20 protein-coding genes and 1 pseudogene are annotated in these 23,213 nt (G+C 65.9%); 12 read left to right on the top strand and 9 right to left on the bottom strand.

The features are described from left to right. Window positions 1-177: 177 nt before the first annotated feature. The 10 genes from ahaH (at window position 178) to J7656_RS14830 (ending at window position 10,013) form a co-directional block, all read left to right on the top strand. Window positions 178-534 (top strand): ATP synthase archaeal subunit H, encoded by a 357-nt coding sequence (gene ahaH, locus J7656_RS14875; protein ID WP_017341997.1) that lies wholly within the window; start codon window positions 178-180, stop codon window positions 532-534. Window positions 535-538: 4 nt separating this feature from the next. Beyond that, the gene (locus J7656_RS14870; protein WP_026046114.1) at window positions 539-2,743 is read left to right on the top strand and encodes a V-type ATP synthase subunit I; all 2,205 of its coding nucleotides are present in this window, start codon (window positions 539-541) and stop codon (window positions 2,741-2,743) included. 202 nt (window positions 2,744-2,945) lie between these two features. Further along, window positions 2,946-3,200 carry a hypothetical protein gene (locus J7656_RS14865; protein ID WP_004598766.1) on the top strand — a complete coding sequence of 85 codons (255 nt, stop codon included), beginning with the start codon at window positions 2,946-2,948 and terminating at the stop codon, window positions 3,198-3,200. 21 nt (window positions 3,201-3,221) lie between these two features. Then, window positions 3,222-3,800: a V-type ATP synthase subunit E gene (locus J7656_RS14860; RefSeq protein ID WP_017341999.1), complete on the top strand. Its 579-nt coding sequence runs from the start codon at window positions 3,222-3,224 to the stop codon at window positions 3,798-3,800. Continuing rightward, window positions 3,797-4,843, top strand: a complete 1,047-nt coding sequence (locus tag J7656_RS14855; RefSeq protein WP_017342000.1) for a V-type ATP synthase subunit C — start codon at window positions 3,797-3,799, stop codon at window positions 4,841-4,843. Before J7656_RS14860 ends, J7656_RS14855 begins: the two co-directional genes overlap by 4 nt. Continuing rightward, window positions 4,840-5,169 carry a V-type ATP synthase subunit F gene (locus tag J7656_RS14850; protein ID WP_017342001.1) on the top strand — a complete coding sequence of 110 codons (330 nt, stop codon included), beginning with the start codon at window positions 4,840-4,842 and terminating at the stop codon, window positions 5,167-5,169. The genes J7656_RS14855 and J7656_RS14850 overlap by 4 nt, the downstream gene beginning before the upstream one ends. Window position 5,170: 1 nt before the next feature. Continuing rightward, the gene (locus J7656_RS14845; RefSeq protein ID WP_211553721.1) at window positions 5,171-6,934 is read left to right on the top strand and encodes an ATP synthase subunit A; all 1,764 of its coding nucleotides are present in this window, start codon (window positions 5,171-5,173) and stop codon (window positions 6,932-6,934) included. A gap of 2 nt (window positions 6,935-6,936) precedes the next feature. After that, on the top strand, window positions 6,937-8,379 hold the full coding sequence (locus J7656_RS14840) for a V-type ATP synthase subunit B (protein WP_017342003.1): 1,443 nt from the start codon (window positions 6,937-6,939) through the stop codon (window positions 8,377-8,379). A 126-nt stretch (window positions 8,380-8,505) separates the two neighbouring features. After that, window positions 8,506-9,195, top strand: coding sequence for a V-type ATP synthase subunit D (locus J7656_RS14835; RefSeq protein WP_211553719.1), 690 nt, complete (start codon window positions 8,506-8,508; stop codon window positions 9,193-9,195). Between the two features lie 548 nt (window positions 9,196-9,743). Beyond that, window positions 9,744-10,013, top strand: a complete 270-nt coding sequence (locus J7656_RS14830; protein ID WP_211553717.1) for a hypothetical protein — start codon at window positions 9,744-9,746, stop codon at window positions 10,011-10,013. Window positions 10,014-10,692: 679 nt separating this feature from the next. Here the strand turns inward: J7656_RS14830 and J7656_RS14825 are convergent. The 5 genes from J7656_RS14825 to J7656_RS14805 all read right to left on the bottom strand — a co-directional run bounded on the left by J7656_RS14825 (window position 10,693) and on the right by J7656_RS14805 (window position 14,495). Beyond that, on the bottom strand, window positions 10,693-11,907 hold the full coding sequence (locus tag J7656_RS14825; protein WP_249191479.1) for a hypothetical protein: 1,215 nt from the start codon (window positions 11,905-11,907) through the stop codon (window positions 10,693-10,695). A gap of 632 nt (window positions 11,908-12,539) precedes the next feature. Further along, window positions 12,540-12,998 carry a hypothetical protein gene (locus J7656_RS14820; protein WP_249191478.1) on the bottom strand — a complete coding sequence of 153 codons (459 nt, stop codon included), beginning with the start codon at window positions 12,996-12,998 and terminating at the stop codon, window positions 12,540-12,542. Beyond that, entirely contained in the window at window positions 12,995-13,207 is a 213-nt protein-coding gene (locus J7656_RS14815; RefSeq protein WP_211553713.1) for a hypothetical protein, read from the bottom strand. Before J7656_RS14815 ends, J7656_RS14820 begins: the two co-directional genes overlap by 4 nt. After that, window positions 13,204-13,932 (bottom strand): hypothetical protein, encoded by a 729-nt coding sequence (locus J7656_RS14810; RefSeq protein ID WP_249191477.1) that lies wholly within the window; start codon window positions 13,930-13,932, stop codon window positions 13,204-13,206. The genes J7656_RS14815 and J7656_RS14810 overlap by 4 nt, the downstream gene beginning before the upstream one ends. After that, the gene (locus tag J7656_RS14805) at window positions 13,929-14,495 is read right to left on the bottom strand and encodes a hypothetical protein (protein WP_211553711.1); all 567 of its coding nucleotides are present in this window, start codon (window positions 14,493-14,495) and stop codon (window positions 13,929-13,931) included. Before J7656_RS14805 ends, J7656_RS14810 begins: the two co-directional genes overlap by 4 nt. Before the next feature lie 360 nt (window positions 14,496-14,855). Here J7656_RS14805 and J7656_RS14800 point away from each other — a divergent pair, with 360 nt between their 5' ends. Then, window positions 14,856-15,332, top strand: a complete 477-nt coding sequence (locus J7656_RS14800) for a hypothetical protein (RefSeq protein WP_249191476.1) — start codon at window positions 14,856-14,858, stop codon at window positions 15,330-15,332. A 12-nt stretch (window positions 15,333-15,344) separates the two neighbouring features. Here J7656_RS14800 and J7656_RS14795 read toward each other — a convergent pair whose 3' ends face one another. Next, window positions 15,345-16,688, bottom strand: coding sequence for a site-specific integrase (locus tag J7656_RS14795; protein WP_211553709.1), 1,344 nt, complete (start codon window positions 16,686-16,688; stop codon window positions 15,345-15,347). A 262-nt stretch (window positions 16,689-16,950) separates the two neighbouring features. On the opposite strand from J7656_RS14795, the gene J7656_RS14790 reads away from it, so the two are divergent. Then, a complete protein-coding gene (locus J7656_RS14790) occupies window positions 16,951-17,340 on the top strand; it encodes a DUF6276 family protein (RefSeq protein WP_017342005.1) in 390 nt (129 codons plus the stop codon). An 895-nt stretch (window positions 17,341-18,235) separates the two neighbouring features. On the opposite strand, the gene J7656_RS14785 is transcribed toward J7656_RS14790, so the two are convergent. From J7656_RS14785 to J7656_RS14775, 3 genes and pseudogenes are all read right to left on the bottom strand, one after another. Beyond that, window positions 18,236-18,589: a hypothetical protein gene (locus tag J7656_RS14785; protein WP_211553707.1), complete on the bottom strand. Its 354-nt coding sequence runs from the start codon at window positions 18,587-18,589 to the stop codon at window positions 18,236-18,238. Between the two features lie 93 nt (window positions 18,590-18,682). Beyond that, window positions 18,683-20,187, bottom strand: a pseudogene (locus J7656_RS15195) (stage II sporulation protein M). 73 nt (window positions 20,188-20,260) lie between these two features. Next, complete coding sequence (locus J7656_RS14775; RefSeq protein WP_211553705.1) at window positions 20,261-23,209, bottom strand: DEAD/DEAH box helicase; 2,949 nt, start codon at window positions 23,207-23,209, stop codon at window positions 20,261-20,263. Window positions 23,210-23,213: the final 4 nt, after the last annotated feature.

The raw sequence follows: 23,213 nt of genomic DNA, 5'->3' as shown, positions 1-23,213 counted from the left end.
ACGGTGAGGGTCCGGCGACTGCTACTTAAATGTAGGCGGCGGCGCCCGGACGCGGACGACGCGTCGACCGCGTTCGACGTGGAATCCGTCCGGAATCCCCTCGGAATCGGCGCGCAACCCCACGGGCTTTCGCAAACACCTTATACGTCGCTTGTAGAGTTTCAGGCGATTAGTAGCATGGCGAGACCAGAGGTGCTCAACTCGATCAAGGAGGCCGAACGGGAGGCGGACGAGATCATCGCGGACGCGGAGTCGGACGCCGAGGAGCGCCTCGCCGAAGCTCGAGAGCGCGCGGACGAGATCCGCGCCGAGGCCGAGGAGGAGGCGGAGGCCGAGGCCCAAGAGCGGCTCGAAGCGGCCCGCGAGGAGATAGAGGAGCGGCGCGAGGAGATCCTCGAATCGGGGCGCGACGACCGCGACGAGCTCGAACGCGAGGCCCGCGACCGGGTGGAATCGGCCGTCGACTACGCCGTCGAGCGGTTCGAGGCGGCGGTCCACGACCAGGCCGAGGAGGCGGTGGATGCTCAGGCCTGAGCAGATGAGCCGGGTGTCGGTGACGGGCTCGAAGCGCGTCATCGACGACGTCATCGAGGCGGCGTACGCCCACCACTCCCTGCACGTCACCGACTACGACGACCGGTACGAGGGGTTCGACCCCGGAACGTCGCTCGAGGGCGCCGAGACGGTTAACGAGCGCCTCGTGACCGTTCGGTCGCTGGAGAGCATCCTCGACGTCGACGAGGGCGACGCCGACGTCGCTCGCTCGCTGGACGACGACGAGCTCGTCGACGAGCTTGACCGCGTCCGCGGGCGGGTCAACGAGCTCAACGACGAGCGCGACGAGCTCCAGGCCGCGATCCGCGACCGCCAGGAGGAGATCGACCGGCTGGAGCCGTTCGCGGAGCTCGGGATCGACCTCGAGTACCTGCGCGGCTACGATTCGGTCGAGGTCGTCGTCGGCGAGGCCAAGCCCGCGGCCGTCGAGGCCGCGCTCGAAGACGCCGACTCGATCGACGTCTTCGACGTCTTCGCGGGCGGCGACGTGGTCGCCATCGTCGCGCGACCGACCGACCCGGACGCCGAGGGCGTCGTACAGGACGCGCTCGTCGGCGTCGATATCGCGCTGCTCGATGTCCCCGATGCGGACGCGAGCCCCGAGGAGTACGTCGCGGAGCTGGAGGCCGAGCAGGCCGACCTCCGCGACGAGCTCGACGCCGTCGAGCGCGAGCTCGAGTCGGTGAAAGAGGAGGCGGCCGGCTTCCTGCTTCGCGCCGAGGAGGAGCTCACCATCGAGGCCGAGAAGAAGGAGGCGCCGCTCTCGTTCGCGACCACCGAGAACGCCTTCGTCGCCGAGGGGTGGGTGCCGACCGAGTCGTACCCCGACTTCGAGGCGGCGGTCGTCGACGCTGTCGGCGACCACGTCGAGGTCGAGGAGCTCGAACGCGCCTCGTTCACCCCCGACGGCGACCATCACACCGAGTCGGTCGACGACGAGAGTGGCGGATCCGCGGGGGAGAGCGCTGCGGACGCGGAACGCGAGACGGAAGCGGCGGTCGCCACCGACGGCGGCCACGCGGCGCACGGCTCCGACGACCCGCCGGTCGTCCAGGACAACGGGGGCGCGGCCGGTCCGTTCGAACTTCTCGTTCAGGCGTTCGGGCGGCCGAAGTACTCGGAGTTCGACCCGACGCTTCTGGTCTTCCTCACGTTCCCGGCGATGTTCGGGTTCATGATCGGCGACGTCGGCTACGGCGTCCTCTACGCCGCCATCGGGCTCTTCATGTACTCGAACTACGAGGGCGCGTTCCGCGAGCTCGGCTCCGTCGCGATGTGGGCCGGCGGCTTCACGATACTGTTCGGGATCTACTTCGGCATCGACGTGTTCGGCTACCACGCCTACCAGCTGCTCGGGATCCACTGGCCGGTCGCCGGGAAGGGGCTCTCGCCCGCCGACCTCAACTGGGGGCTCTCCTTCCTCGTCGTGAGCGTGGTGTTCGGCATCGTCCACCTCAACATCGGTCACGTCCTCTCGTTCGTGAGCACGCTCCAGCAGCACGGCATCAAACACGCCGTCTACGAGGCCGGCTCGTGGCTGCTGATCCTCAACGGCGCGTGGATCTGGATCTTCAGCCAAGTGTTCCCCAACTCGAAGCCCGACTTCCTGTTCGAGGCCGTCTCGACCCTGACGTTCGGCGCCGTCTCGTTCAGCGGGTTCCCGGTCCTGATCGGCTGGGCCGGCGCGGCCGCCGCGGTGCTCGGGCTCGTCCTGCTCGGGATCGGCGAGCCGCCGGAGCTGGCCGAGTTCCTCTCGCCCGTCGTCAACGTCATCTCGTACGCCCGGCTGATGGCCGTCCTGCTCGCGAAGGGCGGGATGGCGCTCGCGGTGAACCTGCTCGCGTTCGGCGCGTACATCGACGACGGCGGCGACGGGAGCTTCCACTTCATCTTCAGCGCCGACTACCTCGCTGAAGTGCAAAACACCGCGGACTACGAGCTCGTCTTCGCCGGGATCACCACGGCGTTCGACCCCGCCTCGATCGGCGCGGTCGGCGTCGTCGCCCTCGTGGGCGGGATCGTCGTCGCGCTCGTCGGCCACCTCGTCGTCCTGCTGCTCGGGGTCACCTCCGCCGGCATTCAGGCGGTCCGCCTCGAATACGTGGAGTTCTTCGGGAACTTCTACGAGGGCGGCGGCCGCGCGTACCTGCCGTTCGGTCGCGACCGGAAGTACACCCGCGACGACTGACGGCCGGACCGGTCTCCGGCCGACGGTCGGTCTCGCCGCTTCGCCTGCGGTCGAACCCGGCAATCCAGTCGGGTTTTGACGCGAATAGCACCCGCTTTCCCCGCCGTTCTCCCGGATTCCGTTCGATCGTTTTGGGAAGCTTTATGACTCCTCTGGGGGCAAATAGCAACCGTTCGGAGACGAGCAACAGCAACTACTACCAATGTTTGAAGCTACCAACGAACTCGGGAACCTCGTACTGTCGACCGGTGGAACGCTGACTGACCCCAACGCCGCGGCGGCGCTCGCCGTCGGGCTCGCGGCGCTGGGCGCAGGCTACGCGGAGCGCGGTATCGGGTCGGCCGCCGTCGGCGCGATGGCCGAGGACGACGACCTCTTCGTCAACGGGCTCATCCTGACGGTCCTTCCCGAGACGATCGTCATCCTCGCGCTCGTCGTCGTCTTCATCGTCGGGTAACTCTCCAGCGTTTTTCAACCAATGAGTTTGGAAACCGTCGTTGAGGACGTTGAAGATGAGGCCCGCGCGCGTGCGGAGGAGATCCGCGAACAGGCCGAGGCGGAGGCCGACGAGATCGTCGCCGACGCCGAGGCCGACGCGGAGCGCATCCGCGAGGAGCGGCTCGCCGAGGTCGAGAGCCAGATCGACCAGGAGCGCGAACAGACGCTCTCCTCGGCGAAGCTCGAGGCCAAACAGGAGCGGCTGGGCGCCCGCCGCGACGTCTTAGAGGACGTCCGCGACGACGTCGAGGCGGCGATCGCCGGCCTCGACGGCGACGACCGCCGCGAGCTCACCGAGGCCCTGCTCGACGCGAGCCTCGCGGAGTTCGACGACGACGAGGACGTCGCCGTCTACACCCGCGCCGAGGACGTCGAGCTGCTCGAAGAGCTCGTCGCGGACCGCAACGCCGAGGTCGACGGGGAAGTCGACTGCCTCGGCGGCGTCGTCGCCGAGAGCGACACCTCCCGCGTTCGCGTGAACAACACGTTCGACTCGGTCCTGGAGTCCGTCTGGGACGACGAGTTGAAGAACATCTCGGAGCGGCTGTTCGACCAATGAGCGCCGCCGGTAGCTCGAACCCCGAGTACGTCGTCGCGCGGGTTCGTGCCCGCCGCGGCAGCCTCTACGGGGACGAGGAGTACCGCAAGCTCACCCGGATGGGGCCGGCCGAGATCGCTCGGTTCATGGAGGAGTCGAGCTACGGCGCGGAGATCAACGCGCTCGGCAGCCGCCACGGCGGCGTGGACCTGATCGAGTACGCGTTGAACCGGAACCTCGCCGAGCAGTTCGACGCGATCCTCGACTGGAGCGAGGGGTCGCTGTACGACCTGATCGCGCGGTATCTCCGGAAGTTCGACGCCTGGAACGTGAAGACGGTCATCCGCGGCGCCTACACCGACGCGGACCAGTCGGCCGTCGAGGTCGACCTGATCCGCGCCGGCGAGTTCGACGACCGCCGGATCCGGCGGCTGCTCGAGGCGGACTCGATCGACGCCGTGATCGAGGTCCTCGAAGACACGATCTACGGGGAGCCGCTCCGGGCGGCGTACGCCGAGTACGAGGAGACGGACGTGCTGGTGCCCTTGGAGAACGCGGTCGACCGCGCGTTCTACGAGCGGCTCCTCTCCGGGCTCGGCGGCGACGAGCCGACCCGGCAGTACGAGTCGTTCCTCAAAGCGGAGGTCGACTTCCGGAACGCGACGAACGCGCTCCGGCTCGCCCGCTCGGGCGCGGACATCGACCCCGCGGCGTACTTCATCGAGGGCGGCGACCTGTTCACCCGGTCGTCGCTCGCGCGGCTGGCGCAGAACCTCGACGAGCTCGTCGAGTTCATCGGCGACAGCCAGTACGGCGACGAGCTCGGGCCCGCGCTGCGCGAGCTCGAGGAGGCGGACAGCCTCATCGCGTTCGAACACGCGATCGACGGCGCCCTGCTCGCGTACGGCGACCGGCTCGGCACGATCCACCCGGTGTCGGTCACCCCGGTGATCTCGTACATCCTCGCGAAGGAGCGCGAGACGGAGAACATCCGGGCGATCGCTCGCGGGAAGGAGGCCGGCCTCTCGCCGGACGAGATCGAATCGGAGCTGGTGATAACATGAGCCAGGAGATAGCGGTCGTCGGCAGCCCGGAGTTCACGACCGGATTCCGCCTCGCCGGCGTCCGGGCGTTCGAGAACGTGCCGGACGACGAGAAAGACGAGAAGCTCGACGACGCCGTCGAGCGGACGCTCGACGACGAGGGCGTCGGCATCATCGTGATGCACGACGACGACCTCGACCACCTCTCGCGGGGGACCCGCGATGCGGTCGAGGGGAGCATCGAGCCGGTCCTCGTGACGCTCGGCGGCTCCGGCGCCGGCAGCGGCGGGCTGCGCGACCAGATCAAACGCGCCATCGGCATCGACCTGATGGAGGAAGACGACTAATATGAGCAAAGCAGACACAACCGACGCCGAGACGGACAACGGCGTCATTCAGAGCGTGAGCGGTCCGGTCGTGACCGCCCGCGATCTCAACGCCCGCATGAACGACGTCGTCTACGTCGGCGACGAAGGGCTCATGGGGGAAGTGATCGAGATCGAGGGCGACCTCACGACCGTTCAGGTGTACGAGGAGACCTCCGGCGTCGGCCCCGGCGAACCCGTCGAGAACACGGGCGAGCCGCTGTCGGTCGACCTCGGCCCGGGGATGCTGGACGCCATCTACGACGGCGTTCAGCGCCCCCTGGACGTGCTGGAGGGCAAGATGGGCAGTCCGTACCTCGACCGCGGGGTCGACGCGCCCGGCATCGACCTCGAAGAGAAGTGGGAGTTCGAGCCCGAGGTCGAGGCAGGCGACGTCGTCGAGCCCGGCGACATCGTCGGCGTCGTCGAGGAGACGGTCACCATCGACCACAAGGTCATGGTGCCGCCGGACTACGAGGGCGGCGAGGTCGTCGCCGCCGAGGCCGGCAGCTTCGACGTTACCGAGACGGTCGTCGAGCTGGACAACGGCGAGGAGGTCTCGATGCACCAGGAGTGGCCGGTGCGCGAGGCCCGCCCCGCCAACGACAAGAAGACGCCCCGGACGCCGCTGGTGTCCGGGCAGCGCATCCTCGACGGGCTGTTCCCCATCGCGAAGGGCGGGACGGCCGCCATCCCCGGCCCGTTCGGCTCGGGGAAGACGGTCACGCAGCACCAGCTCGCGAAGTACGCCGACGCGGACATCATCGTCTACGTCGGCTGCGGCGAGCGCGGCAACGAGATGACCGAGGTCATCGAGGACTTCCCCGAGCTTGAGGACCCGGCCAACGGCAACCCGCTGATGGCCCGAACCTCGCTCATCGCGAACACCTCGAACATGCCCGTCGCGGCGCGTGAGTCCTGTATCTACACCGGGATCACGATCGCCGAGTACTACCGCGACATGGGGTACGACGTCGCGCTGATGGCCGACTCCACCTCGCGGTGGGCGGAGGCGATGCGCGAGATCTCCTCCCGGTTGGAGGAGATGCCCGGCGAGGAGGGGTACCCGGCGTACCTCGCCGCGCGCCTGGCGCAGTTCTACGAGCGCGCCGGCTACTTCGAGAACATCAACGGGACGGAGGGCTCCGTCTCGGCGATCGGCGCGGTGTCGCCGCCCGGCGGCGACTTCTCCGAGCCGGTCACCCAGAACACGCTGCGGATCGTGAAGACGTTCTGGGCGCTCGACGCGGACTTGGCGGAGCGCCGCCACTTCCCGTCGATCAACTGGAACGAGTCGTACTCGCTGTACAAAGACCAGCTGGACCCGTGGTTCGAAGACGAGGTCGCCGACGACTGGGCCGAGCGGCGCCAGTGGGCGGTCGACGTGCTCGACGAGGAGACCGAGCTGCAGGAGATCGTCCAGCTCGTCGGGAAGGACGCCCTGCCCGACGACCAGCAGCTCACCCTGGAGGTCGCTCGCTACCTGCGCGAGGCGTACCTCCAGCAGAACGCGTTCCACCCGGTCGACACGTTCTGTCCGCCGGAGAAGACGTACCTCATGCTGACGACGATCCAGAAGTTCAACGACGAGGCGTTCGACGCCCTCGACGCGGGCGTCCCCGTCGAGGAGATCGTCGACACCGAAGCCGCCCCGCGGATTAACCGCATCGGCGTCCAAGAGGACTACGAGGAGTACGTCGAGGATCTCAAAGCCGAGATCACCGAGGAGCTCCGGAGCCTCTACTGACCATGAAAGAGTATCAAACCATCACCGAGATCAGCGGCCCCCTCGTGTACGCCGAGGTCGACGAGGCGATCGGCTACGACGAGATCGTCGAGATCGAGACGGCACAGGGGGAGACGCTGCGCGGACAGGTGCTCGAATCCTCGGAGGACGTGGTCGCGATCCAGGTCTTCGAGGGCACCTCCGGTATCGACAGAGACGCGTCCGTCCGGTTCTTAGGCGAGACGATGAAGATGCCCGTCACCGAGGACCTCCTCGGGCGGGTGCTGGACGGCTCCGGCCGCCCGATCGACGACGGCCCGGAGATCGTCCCCGAGGAGCGACAGGACATCGTCGGCGCGGCGATCAACCCGTACTCCCGGGAGTACCCCGAGGAGTTCATCGAGACGGGCGTCTCCGCCATCGACGGCATGAACACGCTCGTCCGCGGCCAGAAGCTCCCGATCTTCTCCAGCTCCGGCCAGCCGCACAGCGAGCTGGCGATGCAGATCGCGCGGCAGGCCAGCGTGCCCGAAGAAGAGGAGAGCGGCGACGACGAGGAGGGCGGCGACGACGAGGAGGGCTCCGAGTTCGCCGTCATCTTCGGCGCGATGGGGATCACCCAGGAGGAGGCCAACGAGTTCATGGAGGACTTCGAGCGCACCGGTGCGCTGGAGCGCTCGGTGGTCTTCATGAACCTCGCGGACGACCCCGCCGTCGAGCGGACGGTCACGCCGCGGATGGTCCTGACGACCGCCGAGTACCTCGCCTTCGAGAAGGACTACCACGTCCTCGTCATCCTGACGGACATGACCAACTACTGCGAGGCGCTCCGCGAGATCGGGGCCGCCCGCGAGGAGGTGCCCGGCCGACGCGGGTACCCCGGGTACATGTACACGGACCTGGCGCAGCTGTACGAGCGCGCCGGCCGGATCAAGGGGCGCGACGGGTCGGTCACCCAGATTCCGATCCTCACGATGCCGGGCGACGACGACACCCACCCGATCCCGGACCTGACCGGGTACATCACGGAGGGCCAGATCTACGTCGACCCCGACCTCAACAGCCAGGGGCTCCAGCCGCCGATCAACGTCCTCCCCAGCCTGTCGCGGCTGATGGACGACGGCATCGGCGAGGGGCTCACCCGCGCCGACCACGCCGACGTGAAAGACCAGATGTTCGCGGCGTACGCGGAAGGTGAGGACCTCCGCGACCTCGTGAACATCGTCGGCCGGGAGGCGCTCTCTGAGCTAGACAACAAGTACCTCGACTTCGCGGACGCGTTCGAGTCCGAGTTCATCGACCAGGGCTTCGAGACGAACCGCGACATCGACGAGACGCTCTCGATCGGCTGGGACCTCCTCTCGATGCTGCCGAAGGACGCCCTCAACCGGATCGACGAGGAGTTCATCGAGGAGCACTACCGCGAGGACGACTCCGAGCGCGAAGTGCTCGAAGCGGCCGACTGACGCCGCGACTCACTTTTTGCCGCCCGTGACGCCTCGCCCAGACACGCGTCTCGCGGTCGTCGTCGACCCGCCGAACCGACGCATCTGAAAAGAATTATCCGCCTCGGAGCGGAACCTTCCCCCAAGATGGCCAAGGACGTCAAACCGACGCGGAAGAACCTGATGGCGATCGAGGACCGCATCGAGCTCTCCGAGCGCGGTCACGACACGCTCGAACAGAAGCGCGACGGGCTCATCATGGAGTTCATGGACATCCTCGACCAGGCGCAGGACGTCCGGTCGGAGGTCTCCGAGAACTACGAGACGGCCCAGCGCAAGATCGACATGGCCCGGGCGATGGAGGGCGACGTCGCCGTCCGCGGCGCGGCCGCGGCGCTGAAGGAACACCCCGAGATCACGACCCAGTCGAAGAACATCATGGGCGTCGTGGTCCCGCAGATCGAGTCCTCGAAGGTGCGGAAGAGCCTCGACGAGCGCGGCTACGGCCTGCTCGGCTCCTCGGCCCGCATCGACGAGGCGGCCGACGCCTACGAGGAGCTCTTAGAGAAGATCATCCTCGCCGCCGAGGTCGAGACGGCGATGAAGAAGATGCTCACGGAGATCGAGACCACGAAGCGCCGCGTGAACGCCTTGGAGTTCACGCTGCTCCCGGGCCTGTACGAGAACCAGGAGTACATCGAGCAGAAGCTCGAAGAGCAGGAGCGCGAGGAGATCTTCCGCATGAAGAAGATCAAAGCGAAAAAAGAATCCGAGACAAGAGAGGCTGAGGGGGCCGAAAACGACGAAAGCGGTGAAGCAGTCCCCGCCGACGACTGAAGTTCTTTGAGATTCTAATGTCGAACCGACGATGAATAACTATTTTCTGAAGAGCCTCATCGGACTTGGTGTACCTACTATAATTCTCTTTTTCATACTTCCAGTTGGATCTATACAAACTCCTCTTTGGATCTGTGCTTTTCTACTCTTTGTCGTCGGTGATTCGGTGACTACGTCACTAATTCAACGGTACGAGAATCTGACAGAGGGCGGTTTAGCAACCCGACAAATTTGCGGTCGAAACCCCTCAGCGATTTGTGCTATCGGAACCCGGTTAGTGTTTTTTGCCGTACCATTACTGGGCTATTTGATAATACTACAGACCGGCCTCGGATTACAATTTGAGATGGTTGCTGTCACTCTCATAACGACCCCATTAGTGGCGACTGTAGCCGGTCTTTTTGTAATTATTCACAACTCCTACCACATTATACAGGCAGAGATCGCCAAGCAGTCGTGACTGTTCTCATGTTGACTCCAGTACACCGTCCCACCCTGACTTATGTCTGGTGAATAGAACTTAAAAGGGCAAGACCCTACCTCCTACTATGGTCTTCGAAATGTCCGATGATCCGCGACAGCGTGGATTCATCGAAGCCGCCAACACCGACGGGAGCGACGTGTCGATCACAGGCGACCCCGGCGACCTCCCCGACGACGTCGACAGCGTCCTGTCCGGCCTATTGACCGATCACGACGTCGACCACTACCCCGGTGGGGCGGTGATCGGGTGGTTCGCCCCCAACGGCCTAGCCGATGCCAGCGTCCGTGACCCAATCGACGTCGAATCTGACCCGCACCCCTTTGATCGCAGCTAGTTGCGGTCTTTAGAGCGTTTATCCCTCACGCCGGCTCTGATACCAAGCCCCTAGACGTCGCCAGATATCCGATTCCGATTCGGATTCTGTGTCAGTATCGTTCGACGATTTGACCCGCCGAACTTTGGTTCGAGCTTCTAATATCATAGCAACCACATGGGTTGGCACAATTACTATGCCTAATATTAGGTAGTTTAATGTAAAGAAGTTTATCGTAGCCCAGCGCCACTGACCTACATAAACGTACCCCAACGGTCCGAGCAATAGGCCAATAATTGCCCCCAATATGACACTTTTCGATGCTAATGCTTCTAACTCTCCAAGTCGAGCATCCGAAATTTCGCTCATGATGTGAATTATAATTTACTTTTCATGACACAAAAGTCTAGTGTCCGTAGATGGGTGGAGGAAACTATTCGGAGCTATCGACGAACCATCTAGCTGCTTGGTCTAATCAAGAGGTGCTGGTAGTCACCGTATCCGTCAGCGTCGCACCCGGCGATTTCCTTCGGAAGTACGCCTGTGATCAGGACTTCAAACCCGGCATCCCGAATATCGGAAATCGACGTTGAACAGGGCCGGCGCGACGGCAGTACGACGTGGATCACGGGTGCGTCGAACATCGGGTGCGACAGTTCGCACCGATGGACGACTGACGTCCCCAAGCCCGTGGCCCGAGTCATGAGTCGACCCCTCCCTCAACCCCACCATCCGCAACCGGCGTGGCGTTCATCAGCGCATCCATTTCCGTGTCGACATCCCTGGAACTGCCGGGCTGAACCCCGGAGGACGCGTCCGACTCACCGCCGTCCGCGCCGTCCTGCTGGCCGTCGTGACGGTCGCGCCCGCTGGCCGGGACGTCGGCCCCGTCGTCGTCGCGGGCGGCCTTCGCGGTCGCCAGCAGGTCATCAGTGGCCCGTCGAAGATCCACCCGAAGCCGTTCCGCTCCGTGTCGGGACGTCGTCGTGAACCCGTCGGCGTCCGCGGCCAGATCCATCAGGTCCCGAGTGTGGCCTTCCGACGGCTGGCCGTCGAAGATGTCTTGTCGGACCGTGGCCGCGTCGGCTTGGGACCGCCCGTTGTTAGACAGCGCCTGCCGGGCTAGTTCGACGCAGAGGCCGCGGACCTTTTCTTCCCGGGACAGGCTCCCGTAGGATCGCCGGTCGTGCGCTGGCGCGTCTGGCCCCGGGATGTCGTTGTCGCAGGCGATCTCCTGCGCGGTCGATTCGGGGACGAACAGGTCCGAGTTATTCGGGTGGGGGACACACCCCCGGCGTTCCAGTACCCGGTCCGTGTAGTCCTGAACCGTCGGGTCTGAACTACCCGCCACAGCTCCGATGGCGTCTTCCAGGTCGTCGCGGCTGAACTGTTCCCCCAGCCGATTACAGATAGCGACCGTCCGCCGTTCCCGGACACCCAGACCGTCTTCGTCGGGGTTCAGTTCCGCCAGCAAGTCTTCCGCGTCGTCGGCCACGCGTTCCAGCTTCTCCCGAACCCGACGGGCGCGGCCGCCGTCGCGTCGTTCACGGAGCGCCCGGGCCAGGACCGTTCCTGTTCGGTCGTCTGTCTCCGTTTTCGCGTAATGTGCGAACCGCTCTTTCACGTCGGGATCGACCCGACACTGGACCGTCGTCGTGTCGTTCCTGGTCGGTGGATCGACGGCGGATTTTTTCTGTGAGAGGTTCGCCGGCGTCCGTCCCGCCGCTCTTACCAAGCGGTCGGCCAGAGCTTCGATCGGCGCGAACGCGTCCGCGTCGATCCACTCCCGCATGGCGAGTTCGACTTCACGACCGACGTAGCCGCTGGTTTCGCCGTGTTCGGTGTAGACGTAGTCGATGAACGCGTCCCATTCGTCCGACGGGACGCGCCAGCCTACCTTCACGCGGTCTACCACGCCGACCACCTCCGTGAACGACCGCGCTTCCAGACTGGGGGTGACGACGGTCCTTCACCACCACCATCCACCCCAATTTGGAAGCAGGCAGAGAGAGAGTAAGCAGGGTGGCCGTGTCGGTCGGCCATCCTGACCCAGCGGCTTTCCCGTTGCGTTCCCGTGGTTTTCCGTGAACCGTGACGTTGTCTTGTCCGGGGCCAACGCCGTCGAAGCGATTTCTCGCAAAAAAAATCTGTTCGCCGGTTCATTCGGAATCGCCCCCATTCCGGCGGGTCGGGTGGACGTCGTCACCCGTGTCACCGTCGACGTCGTCCGCGATGTCCAGCAGAGCGTCGGCCACCCACGCACACGGGAGGCCGCTATCCGCGAGGTCCTGAATGTCGTCACGGTGGTCCTGAAGCCGTTGAACACCCGTTCCTCCGTGATTATCTGTCTCCCTGTTCTTCGTTCTTTGCGTCTGTTCAGTCCCGCTATGCTGGGACTTATTGTCGTTAGCGTCGTTGTATCGCATGAAGCGCGTTCGGGCGATGACGGACGCCCGAAGCCGCGCCCCGCCAAGTTGATATTCGAAGGCTGTACGACCACGCCGGGCGGTTGGAGCGTCCGGCGATTTGGTCGACCGTCTCCCGGGGTCACGCTTTCTCAGAACCACCTCCGTCGACCGGATACACCCCCAACCGCCGGAGACGGGTGCGCCGGCGGCTGGATAACCGGAGCTTTTCACGAACGACGTCCCCGAGCGCATCAGCGTGATCGCCGTCGCCAAATAGACCGCGTCGAACGATGGCGTCGGTCGCACGTCCCACACGGTACTGATCGACCGCGACGCGCTTCAGCAGGCGATCTGTGTTGATGTCTGGGGAGACGTCGGGTGATACGTCCCGGCGGTATTCCCTTCGCCAGCGGTCGATCCGTTCGCGTTCGTCGGCGTCTAAGGCGTCGTACACGTTCAGGGCGTCAGCCCGAAGGAACGCCAGCAGGTCGGTGAGATTTTGTGTTGTTTCGTTGACCACGGGGTCGCCGTCGACGTCTGTGAAACGAGTGGGTTCACGGCGGTCGGTACAGTCGCCGGTAGGCTTGTCGTCGGTCATGGTGTGATGTCGTCGCTGGGGTCGATTTTCGAAGCGAACAGGGTAGGGCCGCGGAAGCGGTCCAGCAGTTCGGCTTCCGTAGGGACCTGTCCGCTGACCAGCAGATCGTCGATGACGTCCGCGCCGTGCGTGATTCGCCCGCTGTCGATGCGAGCGATAGGTTTCAGGTTGTTCGTGTCGGGGTCGAGTCGCTGAATCAGGACGGTCATCGGTCCGTGTCACCCCGCCGGTCGGCCGGATCGATGTCGTTCGTGTTCTCCGACTGATTCCGGCCCCGGTCCTTCGCCACGTTGCGGGCGGCTTCGCCCCACGATCCGACGTTCTCCGCGAGCCGGGAGTCGGGGCTTTCCAGCACGTTCAGTTCTTTCAGCGTCCGGATCGTGTCCTTCGCCATCCGCGAATACGGGAGATTCGCGGGGTTCTCCTCCTTCTTGACCACGGGATCGCCGTCGTCGTCGTAACCGACCACGTTCTCCGTGACCACGCCTTCGCGGGCGATATAGTCGTTCGCCTGTCGGCGCTTGTGTTCGTCTATGGCGGTCTTTCGAAGTAGCTCCAGACAGCCGATGTTCTCACGGCTGAACGGTGCTTCGGATACCCACCTGTCGACTAACCCGTCTACCCATGCCTGTTCGTCGTCGTTCAGGCGCTGGTAGTATTTCGATCGGTCGGCGTATAGGCCGTGCCGTTCAGCGTTCCCGTTCGCAGGGGGAGCGCCGCCGTCGTTTCGCAGGCTGTTCGTGTTCCCTTCGGGAGCGCCGTGGTCGGCGGGCGGTCCGTCGTCGTCATGAAGGAAACAGCGGTCGTCGTCGTCGCTCACAGGGCGCTGACAGGGCCGTCCCGTCGTCGTTTCCGTTGACCCGCAGATGGACACGGACGCGGCGTCGGCGTCGTCAGCGGCCGCGTCCGCGTCGGCGTGTCCATGATCGGTCATGGAGTGTCGTCGTTGACGTCGTCGTTCTGACCGCCGGACTGCTGGTCCATGATGGCGGCGTTCAGCGTGTCCCCGCCGTCGAAGCCGGCGGGGTCCAAGCCGTATTCCGACTGGACGTATTCCGCGGGATCCTGCCCGCGCTTGTTCGCTTCGACACGGTCGTCACCGTCCATCGCCGCGAGGGCGATGTCGTTAGGGTCGGTCACGCTGTCCGACTGTGAGTTCCGGCTGGCTTCGATACGCTCCCGGCGCTTCTTCCGCCGGGTCACGTAGTCAGCCGCGTTCAGAATTTCCGCGGAGGAGTTCCCGGACCCGTCCGAGTCACGATCGGCGTCGACGTCAGCTGTGGCGGCGGTGGCGTCTTCGCGGACAGAAGCCAGTAGGTCGTCGGTCACGGCGACGCGGTCGTCTTTCAGGGCGACTTCGACCGCCTCCAGCGCGTTGTCGCCGTAGTGTCTCCGGGCGGCTTGAACGGGCGTCAGCCCGTGGGCCTTCGCTTTGATCCGGTCACGGCCGCTCAGGAGTTTCTGTGCGGCCTGCTCTTGGAGGTCGTCGGCCGACATGGTCACATCCCCTCCGTCAGCGCGGCGGCGGGATCTGGGTTGTACGGTTCGTATTCCCGGAGAGCGTCACGGATGACGTCGTTCATCGTCATGTCGCCGCGTCGGGCACGCTTCAGCGCGGTGTGCGTCGACGGGGAAACTTTCACGGATCGGTTCAGAGGTTCGCTTTGGTCTTCAGGCATCTTTCTACTGCGTGTAGGCGGTGGAGGAGTTAGTACAAGAGTCCCCGTGACGCGCTGGCGGGTGGGGGTCCGAAAACAGGCCTTCGAAGGTCTGTAACACCTATTTTCACTTTTGACCTTGTCCGGTTGTCACGTCGCGGGGGAACGTCTTTGCGGCTGGTGGCCGATGTTCCGATGAATGTCAAGTGACCTGTCTCTTTCCTCCGACCTATCGGAGAGACGGCAGTCGGGGGACATGGACCCGAAGGTATGGGGTCGACGGACCTATGCTGGCAAGTCAGCGCGGGAGGTATTGAACGACGCCAGTCGTGCTATCGCACAGACGCGACCGGATCACGTCGATGACCCCGGCGACCCGACCTTGTCTGACGTTATCGAGAAGGTGAATCGAGGTGTCGATCCGGCCGTGAAGGGGTCGCTTCTAGCTGATTTAATGGATCGGGGTCTAAACTTCCGTGAAGCGGTCTGCTGGTACTGGTATCGACACGCGCAGTTCGACGTCACGGAGATTCATTTCGCTATGGAAAGCTACGATCAGGGCGGCGATCCGGGTCGGAGGGCGGATCACGTCGGAGAGATTATTGATACGCTTCGGTCGGCGGCGTCGACACTATATGTTGACGTCGATTTGCCCGACGCGCCCGGAGAACAGTAGCCCGGGTGGCCGCTATTCGTCCCCGATTTTCTCTAATAGCGCCTGCTTCACTTCAGGGTCTTCCAGCAGATTATCTAGCTGTGAAATCTTCCCCTGTTGATCGCTGTCGTCGGGATCTGTCTCCGCGTAGGACTGCTTCACATCGGCGTCGATTTTGTCTTCGACAGACTTCGCGTCCGGGGTAAAGACGGTTCCACAGGCAGAACACGCCTTCGCGTTGGGATCCATTATTTCCCCGCAGGTGGGGCATTTTTCCGGCGTCAGCGGGCTATCCGTCTCCGGTTCCCGACCTTCGAACTTCGCCGCAGCGTGTTCGACGGCGTCTTCGTCTGACAGGTGCCGATACGTCGTTTCCATCACGCGACTGCCGGGTGAGTCGCCTCGAAGGTGCTTGATATAGGCGTCGTCTAGGTCGTAATCACGTTTCGCTATCGTCGTGAAGTAGTGCCGGAAGATGTGGGGGTGAACGTCCTTGTCGACGTCCGCCTTGTCGGCTACCTTTCGAAGGTGATAACGAATCGTATCTTGAGTGAGCATCCCCCCAGGTTCGCCGCCACCGGTCGCCTGCGGCGTGATCAGGTAGTCCTCCGGTTCCTTCGTCGGGTGGTAGTCCAGCCACCGCCGAACGTAGGCTTCGGCTCCTAAGAGCGGCCGCTTCCCCTTCGCACCCTTCAGGCCGTCGACGTTCTCATTCAGGTACAGCACTCCGTCGTTCAGGTCGATGTCCTTGATTCGAAGCGTCTGAATCGCCCGGATCCGCTGGCCGGTGAACGCTAGTAGTTCGAATAGACAGCGCTCCCGGGGGCTGTCGATGGCGTCGCGCATGGCCTGAACCTCATCGACGGTGAACATATCACGGTCGTCGACGGACGTGTCCTCCGGCGCGAACACGGGGATCTCCTCCGGGTTGACGTCGGTGGCAGCGTGATAGCGGTAGAACGCCTTCAGGGCGGACTGATACTGTCCGACCGATCCCACGGAGTACCCGTCCTTCGGGGCGATTTTAGCCGTTCCATCCGCCATGTCGGCCATTAACTGATTGATACTGTCGGTCGTTTGGTCCAGTAGGTCGCCGTCGACTTCGGTGGCCGCTAGGCGGAGCCGGCTGGTGTAGTTCGCCAGCGTCTTCGGCTCTTTTGTCTCTGTCCCGTTTCCGTTCGCCTGAAACACGTCGCCCGGATCTTTGGGATCCAGCGCGTCGAGTAAGTCACGAGCCGCCTCCGCGTCCCGGTCAGACACGTCGCCCCGGAGCGTTCCGGGACCGTCCGTCTCTCCGGGCGATCCGTCGCCCGTGACTAGGTCCAGCCGTTCGCGCTCTTTTTCGTACCGAAGCCGCGGATCGTCACGGTGTGCCATACGTCCCCATCTGGACTCCTTTCATTTAGACCTTAGCCAAGAAGCTGTACGGGGTTAGAAGATAAGGCGAAAAAGGAGGAAGAGGAGAAGGAAGAGGCCGAGGAGGACGCCGCGGTTGCGGCCGCGGAGACCGAAGAGCCCGAGCCCGCCGACTGACGTCCGTCGCGGCGTCGGCTCCCGAATCGCCATCACTCGTCCCGCGTCGGTCGCCGCTTCTCTCTTCGCCGTCGACTTTTACTCGAACCCGCCCGTAGCCGCGGTCGTGCCCTGTCCACACTGCGACGCCGACGTCGTCGCGTTCGCCGTGCCGCCCGCGCTCCGCGAGCACGCCCCGGCCGACGCGGCCGCGATCTGTACCCGGTGTCTGCGGGTCGTCGCCGCGGACGAGGCGGGGATCGCGGGCGGAGTGCCCGACGATCCCGACTTCTCCGAGGTGGACCCCGCGTTCCCGTCCGGCGAGGCCGGCGTCGCGCTGGCGCTCTGCTGCGGGAAACTCGAGTCGTTCGCGCTCAACCGCGCGTCGATCGAGGCGCTGATCGACCACGCGGAGGGGGCGGGCGCCGACGCGTTCGCCTTCTTCGACCGACTCGACGCGCCCGAGGCCGCGTTCGACCTCGATCGCCGTCGAGCGGCGCTTTACGATGCGATTTAGGAGTTAAACGACTGATCGCTTTCGTCGAACGGTGACGTTAGCGGTGGTCGCTTATAAATGACAAATTCGGGATGCTCGGCGAACACTGCCAAAGCCCCAGCCGCTCAATTATAAACTGCTGCTACCAGATCGACAGACGGCACCTCCAAGGCCCCAGCCGCTCAATTATAAACTGTGCTACCAGATCGACAGACGGCACCTCCAAGGCCCCAGCCGCTCGCTTATAAATCGCTGCTACCAGATCGACAGACGACACCTCCAAAGCCCCGGCCGCTCGCTTATAAATTGCTGATTACAGATCGACTGCGAACACTTCCAAAGCCCCAGCCGCGAGGCGGACGCACGCTCGCTGCGCGCCTCACTCGGTCGCTTGCGCTCCCTCGTTCGGTGCTTACGTCGCCTGCGTCCGCCTCGCGACTGCCCCTTTGAGTCCCGCCCCGCTCCGCACAGCACCTCACGCCTCCCCAGCCTCGTCGCTCACGCCCTACGGGCGTTCGCGACTCCCTCGCGCGTGCTGGCTCGCGGCCGCCGAGGGCGGCCGCTCGCAGGCACGCGCCGACGGTCGCGTTAAGTTAGTACTCACCTAGCTGCTGTCATGCGATTTTCTGTAGTGTTCTGAAATGTTGTAGCGGATCGTGTTCTGAGGATCAACGAGAAGGAGAACTGAGAAGGCAGATCCAGTTTCTCCCGGAGTTCCTACCTATCTTGAGTATATAAATCGGCTTTCCAAAACTCGCGGGATACTCTTGCCGTCTTGCGTTTCTGCTTAACTTAACGCGACCGCGCCGACCGCACCGTTGTTTATAAGTAACAGACGGCACCCGCTCTCAGGTATTTAAATATCGCATCGCTCGCCGGCGTCTCCGTGCTAACCGGAATCCGTCCAGTCGTCCCGTCAGAGGTCGACGCCGTCCGGGTCGTTCCACTCGTCGTCCTCGTCGTCGTCGTTGTCCGCCTCGGTCCCCGCCGGGCCGAGGCGTTTCTCGCCCTGCCGGGACTCGTGGACCGCGAAGCCGCCGGTGCGGCCGTCGTCGCCGCCGGCGTACGGGTCCTCCTCGGGGTCGTAGTTGAGTTCGTCGCGCTCGAAGACGTACGCGAGGAAGCCGAACAGCGGGACGACGAATGCTATCAGCGCCCACTTGCGCGGGTTCATTCCGTACTTGGGCGCGTCGACGTACGCGTAGGCGGCGAAGCCGACGAGCCACGCGAGCGGGACGCCGACGAGGATGACGGCGAGGAACGGTGTCATACCGTCGCTTCGACCGCGCGGTAATAAGCGGTGCGGGCGGCGTCTGCGCCCCGCTCCGGCACCGGGGAGGGTGTATCGGCAGCCGGTCGCGGCTTACAGGAACGGCCGCCAGTAGTACGGGCTGACGAACCCCTCGATGACGGCGGCGACGGCGAACAGGACCCCGAGCCCGACGGTCACCCAGAACGCGGTCCGCAGGGCGTCGGCGAGCCGCGCGCGGCTCGCGCGGCCGCGGAACGTCCGCCACGAGACGGCGCCGAGGTGGACCCCGAGCGCGCCCGAGACGACGAGCGCGGGGATCTCGAAGATCCCGTGCGGGACCACGAACGCGACGAGCGCGAGGAGGTTCTCCTCCAGGGCGGCGGTGGCGCCGAGCACGAGGCCGTTGAACGCGAGCGACGAGAGTGCCGGGAGGACGAACCCCACGCCGGAGAAGGCGGTCGCGATCGCGACCCCCCAGTTGTTCCCGAAGTACGTCAGCGTCGCCACGGGCGGGAGCTGTCCGGCGATCCGCCCCTCGATCGAGGTCGGGACCGTCTCGGCGAACGGCGCGGCGGCGTACCACCCGAGCACGCCGAAGCCGACCGCCACCGCGAGCGCGAGGACGTGACTGCCCGGCGTCGAGCGGACGAACCCGGCCAGCTCGCGCCACCCGCGGCGGAGGCCGCCGACGAACTGCGCCCTAACGCCGGCCTCCGGCGGCGAGACGGGATCGACCGTCCCCCGGTAGTCGCCGTAGAGGACGGTCTTCAACAGGTCGAGCGCGGGCGCGACGACGACCGCGCTGGCGAGCGCGACAATCGGGCCGCCGCCGAGGAACGCGATCCCGGAGGCGACCGACGCGAGGGCGACCAGCGCGCCGATCGCGACCACGAGGTAGGCGGCGGCGTCGACGGGGTTCGAGCGCACGAAGCCGCCCGCGCCCTCGACGCCCCCGACCACGCCGGCGTCGTCGACGACGACGGCCACAGGCGCGAACGCGAAGAGAATTCGGACGAGCGCGAGGGCGACGAACCCGACGAGGAGGGCGGCGACCGCGACCGCGGCGCCGAGGAACGGGTTCGCGAGGAATGCTGCCCCGACCGCGATCGAGCCGAGCGCGACGACGCCGATCCAGAGGAGCAGCTCGGCGACATAGAGGCCGAGGAACGTGAGCCAACGGGAGCGAGCGCCCGCGACCCCCCGACGAGCCCGCGCTCGTCGCGGAGGCTCGCGATGACGGCCGAGAGCTGTCCGGCCGAGACGACGGCGTACGCGAGGACTGCGAGGACGGTCGTGACGAGCACGCCGGCGGCGAAGAGGATCCCCACGGTCGGCGTCAGGAGGGGCTCGAACGCGGGCGTCAGCCCCTCGGCCCACGCCTGTAGCGCCTCCGGGTCCTGCGTGTCCGGCGGCGGCTCGACCCCGGCGAGCGCGTCGCTTGCGGCCGCGAGCCTCCCGGTGAGTTCGAGGTGGAGGTAGATCCCCGCGAGCGCGGCGAACGTGCCGAGGCGGGCGATCACCGGTATCGCGGTGCCGAGGAGGTAGAAGGGGAGGACGTCGGCGGGGCGCCGGCGGAGGGTCGCTGTCGTTGCCGTGACGGCGGCGGAGAGGTCCATGTCCCCCGATCGGCCGTCCGATACTTAAAAACGGGAGTCCGGACCGCAAGCGGACAGCGGCGGGGGGACCGAGCTAATCCCAGAACGACTGCGTGCGCGCGTACTCGCGCTCCTGCCGGAGCACGTCGCGGTAGAACTCGTCTTCGTCCTCGCGGAGCTTGTTGATGATCCGCGCGGCGTTGTGGGGACCGACGCCGCGGGCGGCGAGGGCGATCACCGCCCGCTTCCCGTGCGTCTGGACGAGGCTCGCGGCGCGGTGGGCGCGCTCGGTGCGGCGCTCCTGTTCGTCGTCCTTCTCGGGCGCGCGCACCGCGGCGACCGTCTCCTCGTCCCACGGGTTCAGCGCCGCGATCCGGGTGGAGCCGCAGTCGGGACACTCCGGCTGGTCGCGGACGCGCCGGACCTTCGTCGTGTGCTTCCAGTCCGTACAGTGGAGACAGAAGAGGATCACCCGGTCGTCCTGAATCCGCTCTCTGACCGTCTCGATCACGTCCGCGTCGGCGTTGTCCGGGACGAGGAACTCCGTGCCGGCGGAGCGGCCCGCGGTCCCGAGCGGGGTGCGCTCGCGGGCGGTCTCGACCGCGACGGAGCCGCCCGCGGCGTCGGCCTCCGCCTGGATCCCCGCGAGCAGGTCGGCCGTCTCCGGGACTGCGAGGTCGGCGTGGAACACCTCGCGGAGCGCCTCGTCGTAGACAGGGGTGTCCTCGAGGGCGGCGAGCAGGCGGTCGCCGCCGAACTTCCCTCGCCCCTCCTTGTACCGCTTGACGGCGCCGAACTTCGCGGCGACCTGCGCCAGCGTGAACTTCAGCGCGTCGGACTTTTTGACCGCGAGTTCGAGGTACGCCTCTAAGCGGTCGGGGTCGGTCGTCTCCAGCACCTCGCGGAAGTCCCCGACGCCGGCGTCGTGGGGGACCTCGAACTCGATCCGGTAGGGGTCGACGTCCATCCCGACCGACGAGCCGGCGCGCTGACCGACGAGCGCCGCGAGCAGGCGCGCGAGGGTCTCGTTGACCTCGTGACCGAAGGCGGCGTTGACCGCGACGGTGCGCGCGCTCCCCTCGATCACGATCCGCTCGTCCGTGGGGATCGGGTGGCCGGCGTCGACGTGGTCGACGACCGATTTCAGCGCGGCCGCGACTGTCTCTTGGTCGGTCGGGTACCGCTCTGCGAGGTCGGCCGCGACGGCTTCGGGCGTTGAACCGGCGTCGAGCGCGGCCGCCGCCTCCCCGCGGATCCGGCCGACCTCCTCCGCGACGGGCTTCGGGACCGGGATCTCCTGGCCCACCCACGAGGGCACCTCGCCGGTCGGGTCGGGGATCGGCGTCACGTTCACGCGCTCCTCCTCCTCGTCGATCTCCGTAATCCGCCACATCTCGCCGCGCTGGACGAACGTCTCGCCCGGCCCGGCGAAGTTGACGACGAACTGCTCGTCGAGGGTCCCAATCTGCCGCCGCGAGGACATGTCGTACACCTCGTAGGTGGCCTCGTCGGGGATCATCGACAGGTTCGCGTAGAAGTACTGCCAGGTGCCGCCCGACTTCTCTAAGGTGTCCGTCTCCTCGTCGAGCCACAGCAGGCGGTTGCCGTCGAGCTCGCGGACGACCTCCTGGAACTCCGGCTCGGAGAGGTCCCTGAACGGGTAGGCGTTCGTGACCGTCTCGTACGCCTCGCGGGCGTGTATCTCCCCCTCGTCCATCACGAGGCCGACGACCTGGTTCGCGACCGTGTCGAGGCTGCCGTGGTGGATGTTCGCGGGCTCGACCAGCTCCTCGCCGGCGCGGCGCGCGATGGCAAGCGCTTCGAGCGTGTCGTCGCCGCCCTGCGTCACGACGGTCCCCTCGGAGACGAGGTCGCGGCGGTGGCCCGCGCGCCCGACGCGCTGGAGCAGGCGGGCGACCTCGCGGGGGCTCCCGTACTGGACGACGTGGTCGACGCGCCCCACGTCGATGCCGAGCTCCATCGAGGAGGTGCAGACGAGCCCGTCGAGGTCGCCGGACTTGAACCGGTCTTCCACGTCGATCCGGACGTCCTTCGACAGCGAGCCGTGGTGGAGCTCGATCTCGGTGGGGTCGTCGGTTCCGTCGGTTCTGTCCGCCGCCTCGCGCTCCTTCTCCGCGAGCGTCTTGAACCGCGAGCCGAGCGCCTCCGCGGTCTGGCGCGTGTTGACGAAGATCAGCGTCGACTCGTTGTCCGCGACGATCTCGCGGATCGTCCGGACGTGGCTCGCCGTCGTCTCGTCGACCGCGAGTTCGCCCGCGAGGCGGGTGTCGCGGTCGGTGATTTCCGGGTCGCGGACGCGTACGTCCGTCCGAGTCCCGGCCGCGACCTCGACCGTCTCGAACGTGCGGTCGCCCTCGCGTTCCGGGTCGCGTTTTCCGGTCCCGACGAGGAACCGTCCGACCTCCTCGGGGTCGCCGACCGTCGCGGAGAGGCCGACGCGCTGGAACGGGCCCGCGACGCGCCGGAGGCGTTCGAGCCCTATCGTGAGCTGGGCGCCGCGCTTCGCCGAGGCGAGTTCGTGGACCTCGTCTATCACGACGTGCGCGACGTCTTCGAGGGCGACGCGCATCTTCGAGCCGGTCAAGATTGCTTGGAGGCTCTCCGGCGTCGTGATGAGCACGTCGGGCGGGTTGTCGGCCTGCTTCGACCGCTCGTACTGGGTGGTGTCGCCGTGACGCACCGCGACCTCGACGCTGAGGGTCTCGCCCCACCACTCCAGCCGGTCCATCATGTCGCGATTGAGCGCGCGGAGGGGGGTGATGTAGAGCGCGGAGATGCCGTCTCGCGGCGGGTCGCCCGGCGAATCGCGGGCGTCGACGATGGCGTCGAAGACGGGGAGCATCGCGGTCTCCGTCTTCCCGGTGCCAGTGGGGGCCAAGACGAGGGCGTTCTTCCCGTCGGCGAGCGGGGGGATCGCCTCGCGCTGGGGCTCGGTTGGCGTGGTGAACCCTCGGTCGGAGAGCGCCTCGCGGATCTCGCTCCCGAGGTGCGCGAACGCGTCCATGCCCGACGGTTCCGCCATTCTG

Source organism: Halorubrum ruber (genome assembly GCF_018228765.1).
In the GTDB taxonomy this organism is placed as follows: Archaea; Halobacteriota; Halobacteria; order Halobacteriales; family Haloferacaceae; genus Halorubrum; species Halorubrum ruber.
The sequence above is the reverse complement of the archived record's forward strand: the minus strand, read 5'-3'. Positions and strand labels throughout refer to the sequence as shown.

Coding starts and splice junctions, on each gene's coding strand:
- ahaH (WP_017341997.1), top strand. CDS start 178: ATGGCGAGACCAGAGGTGCTCAACTCGATCAAGGAGGCCGAACGGGAG.
- J7656_RS14835 (WP_211553719.1), top strand. CDS start 8,506: ATGGCCAAGGACGTCAAACCGACGCGGAAGAACCTGATGGCGATCGAG.
- J7656_RS14810 (WP_249191477.1), bottom strand. CDS start 13,932: ATGACCGATCATGGACACGCCGACGCGGACGCGGCCGCTGACGACGCC.
- J7656_RS14860 (WP_017341999.1), top strand. CDS start 3,222: ATGAGTTTGGAAACCGTCGTTGAGGACGTTGAAGATGAGGCCCGCGCG.
- J7656_RS14785 (WP_211553707.1), bottom strand. CDS start 18,589: ATGACACCGTTCCTCGCCGTCATCCTCGTCGGCGTCCCGCTCGCGTGG.
- J7656_RS14775 (WP_211553705.1), bottom strand. CDS start 23,209: ATGGCGGAACCGTCGGGCATGGACGCGTTCGCGCACCTCGGGAGCGAG.
- J7656_RS14800 (WP_249191476.1), top strand. CDS start 14,856: ATGTCAAGTGACCTGTCTCTTTCCTCCGACCTATCGGAGAGACGGCAG.
- J7656_RS14795 (WP_211553709.1), bottom strand. CDS start 16,688: ATGGCACACCGTGACGATCCGCGGCTTCGGTACGAAAAAGAGCGCGAA.
- J7656_RS14815 (WP_211553713.1), bottom strand. CDS start 13,207: ATGACCGTCCTGATTCAGCGACTCGACCCCGACACGAACAACCTGAAA.
- J7656_RS14830 (WP_211553717.1), top strand. CDS start 9,744: ATGGTCTTCGAAATGTCCGATGATCCGCGACAGCGTGGATTCATCGAA.
- J7656_RS14820 (WP_249191478.1), bottom strand. CDS start 12,998: ATGACCGACGACAAGCCTACCGGCGACTGTACCGACCGCCGTGAACCC.
- J7656_RS14850 (WP_017342001.1), top strand. CDS start 4,840: ATGAGCCAGGAGATAGCGGTCGTCGGCAGCCCGGAGTTCACGACCGGA.
- J7656_RS14865 (WP_004598766.1), top strand. CDS start 2,946: ATGTTTGAAGCTACCAACGAACTCGGGAACCTCGTACTGTCGACCGGT.
- J7656_RS14805 (WP_211553711.1), bottom strand. CDS start 14,495: ATGTCGGCCGACGACCTCCAAGAGCAGGCCGCACAGAAACTCCTGAGC.
- J7656_RS14855 (WP_017342000.1), top strand. CDS start 3,797: ATGAGCGCCGCCGGTAGCTCGAACCCCGAGTACGTCGTCGCGCGGGTT.
- J7656_RS14840 (WP_017342003.1), top strand. CDS start 6,937: ATGAAAGAGTATCAAACCATCACCGAGATCAGCGGCCCCCTCGTGTAC.
- J7656_RS14845 (WP_211553721.1), top strand. CDS start 5,171: ATGAGCAAAGCAGACACAACCGACGCCGAGACGGACAACGGCGTCATT.
- J7656_RS14870 (WP_026046114.1), top strand. CDS start 539: ATGAGCCGGGTGTCGGTGACGGGCTCGAAGCGCGTCATCGACGACGTC.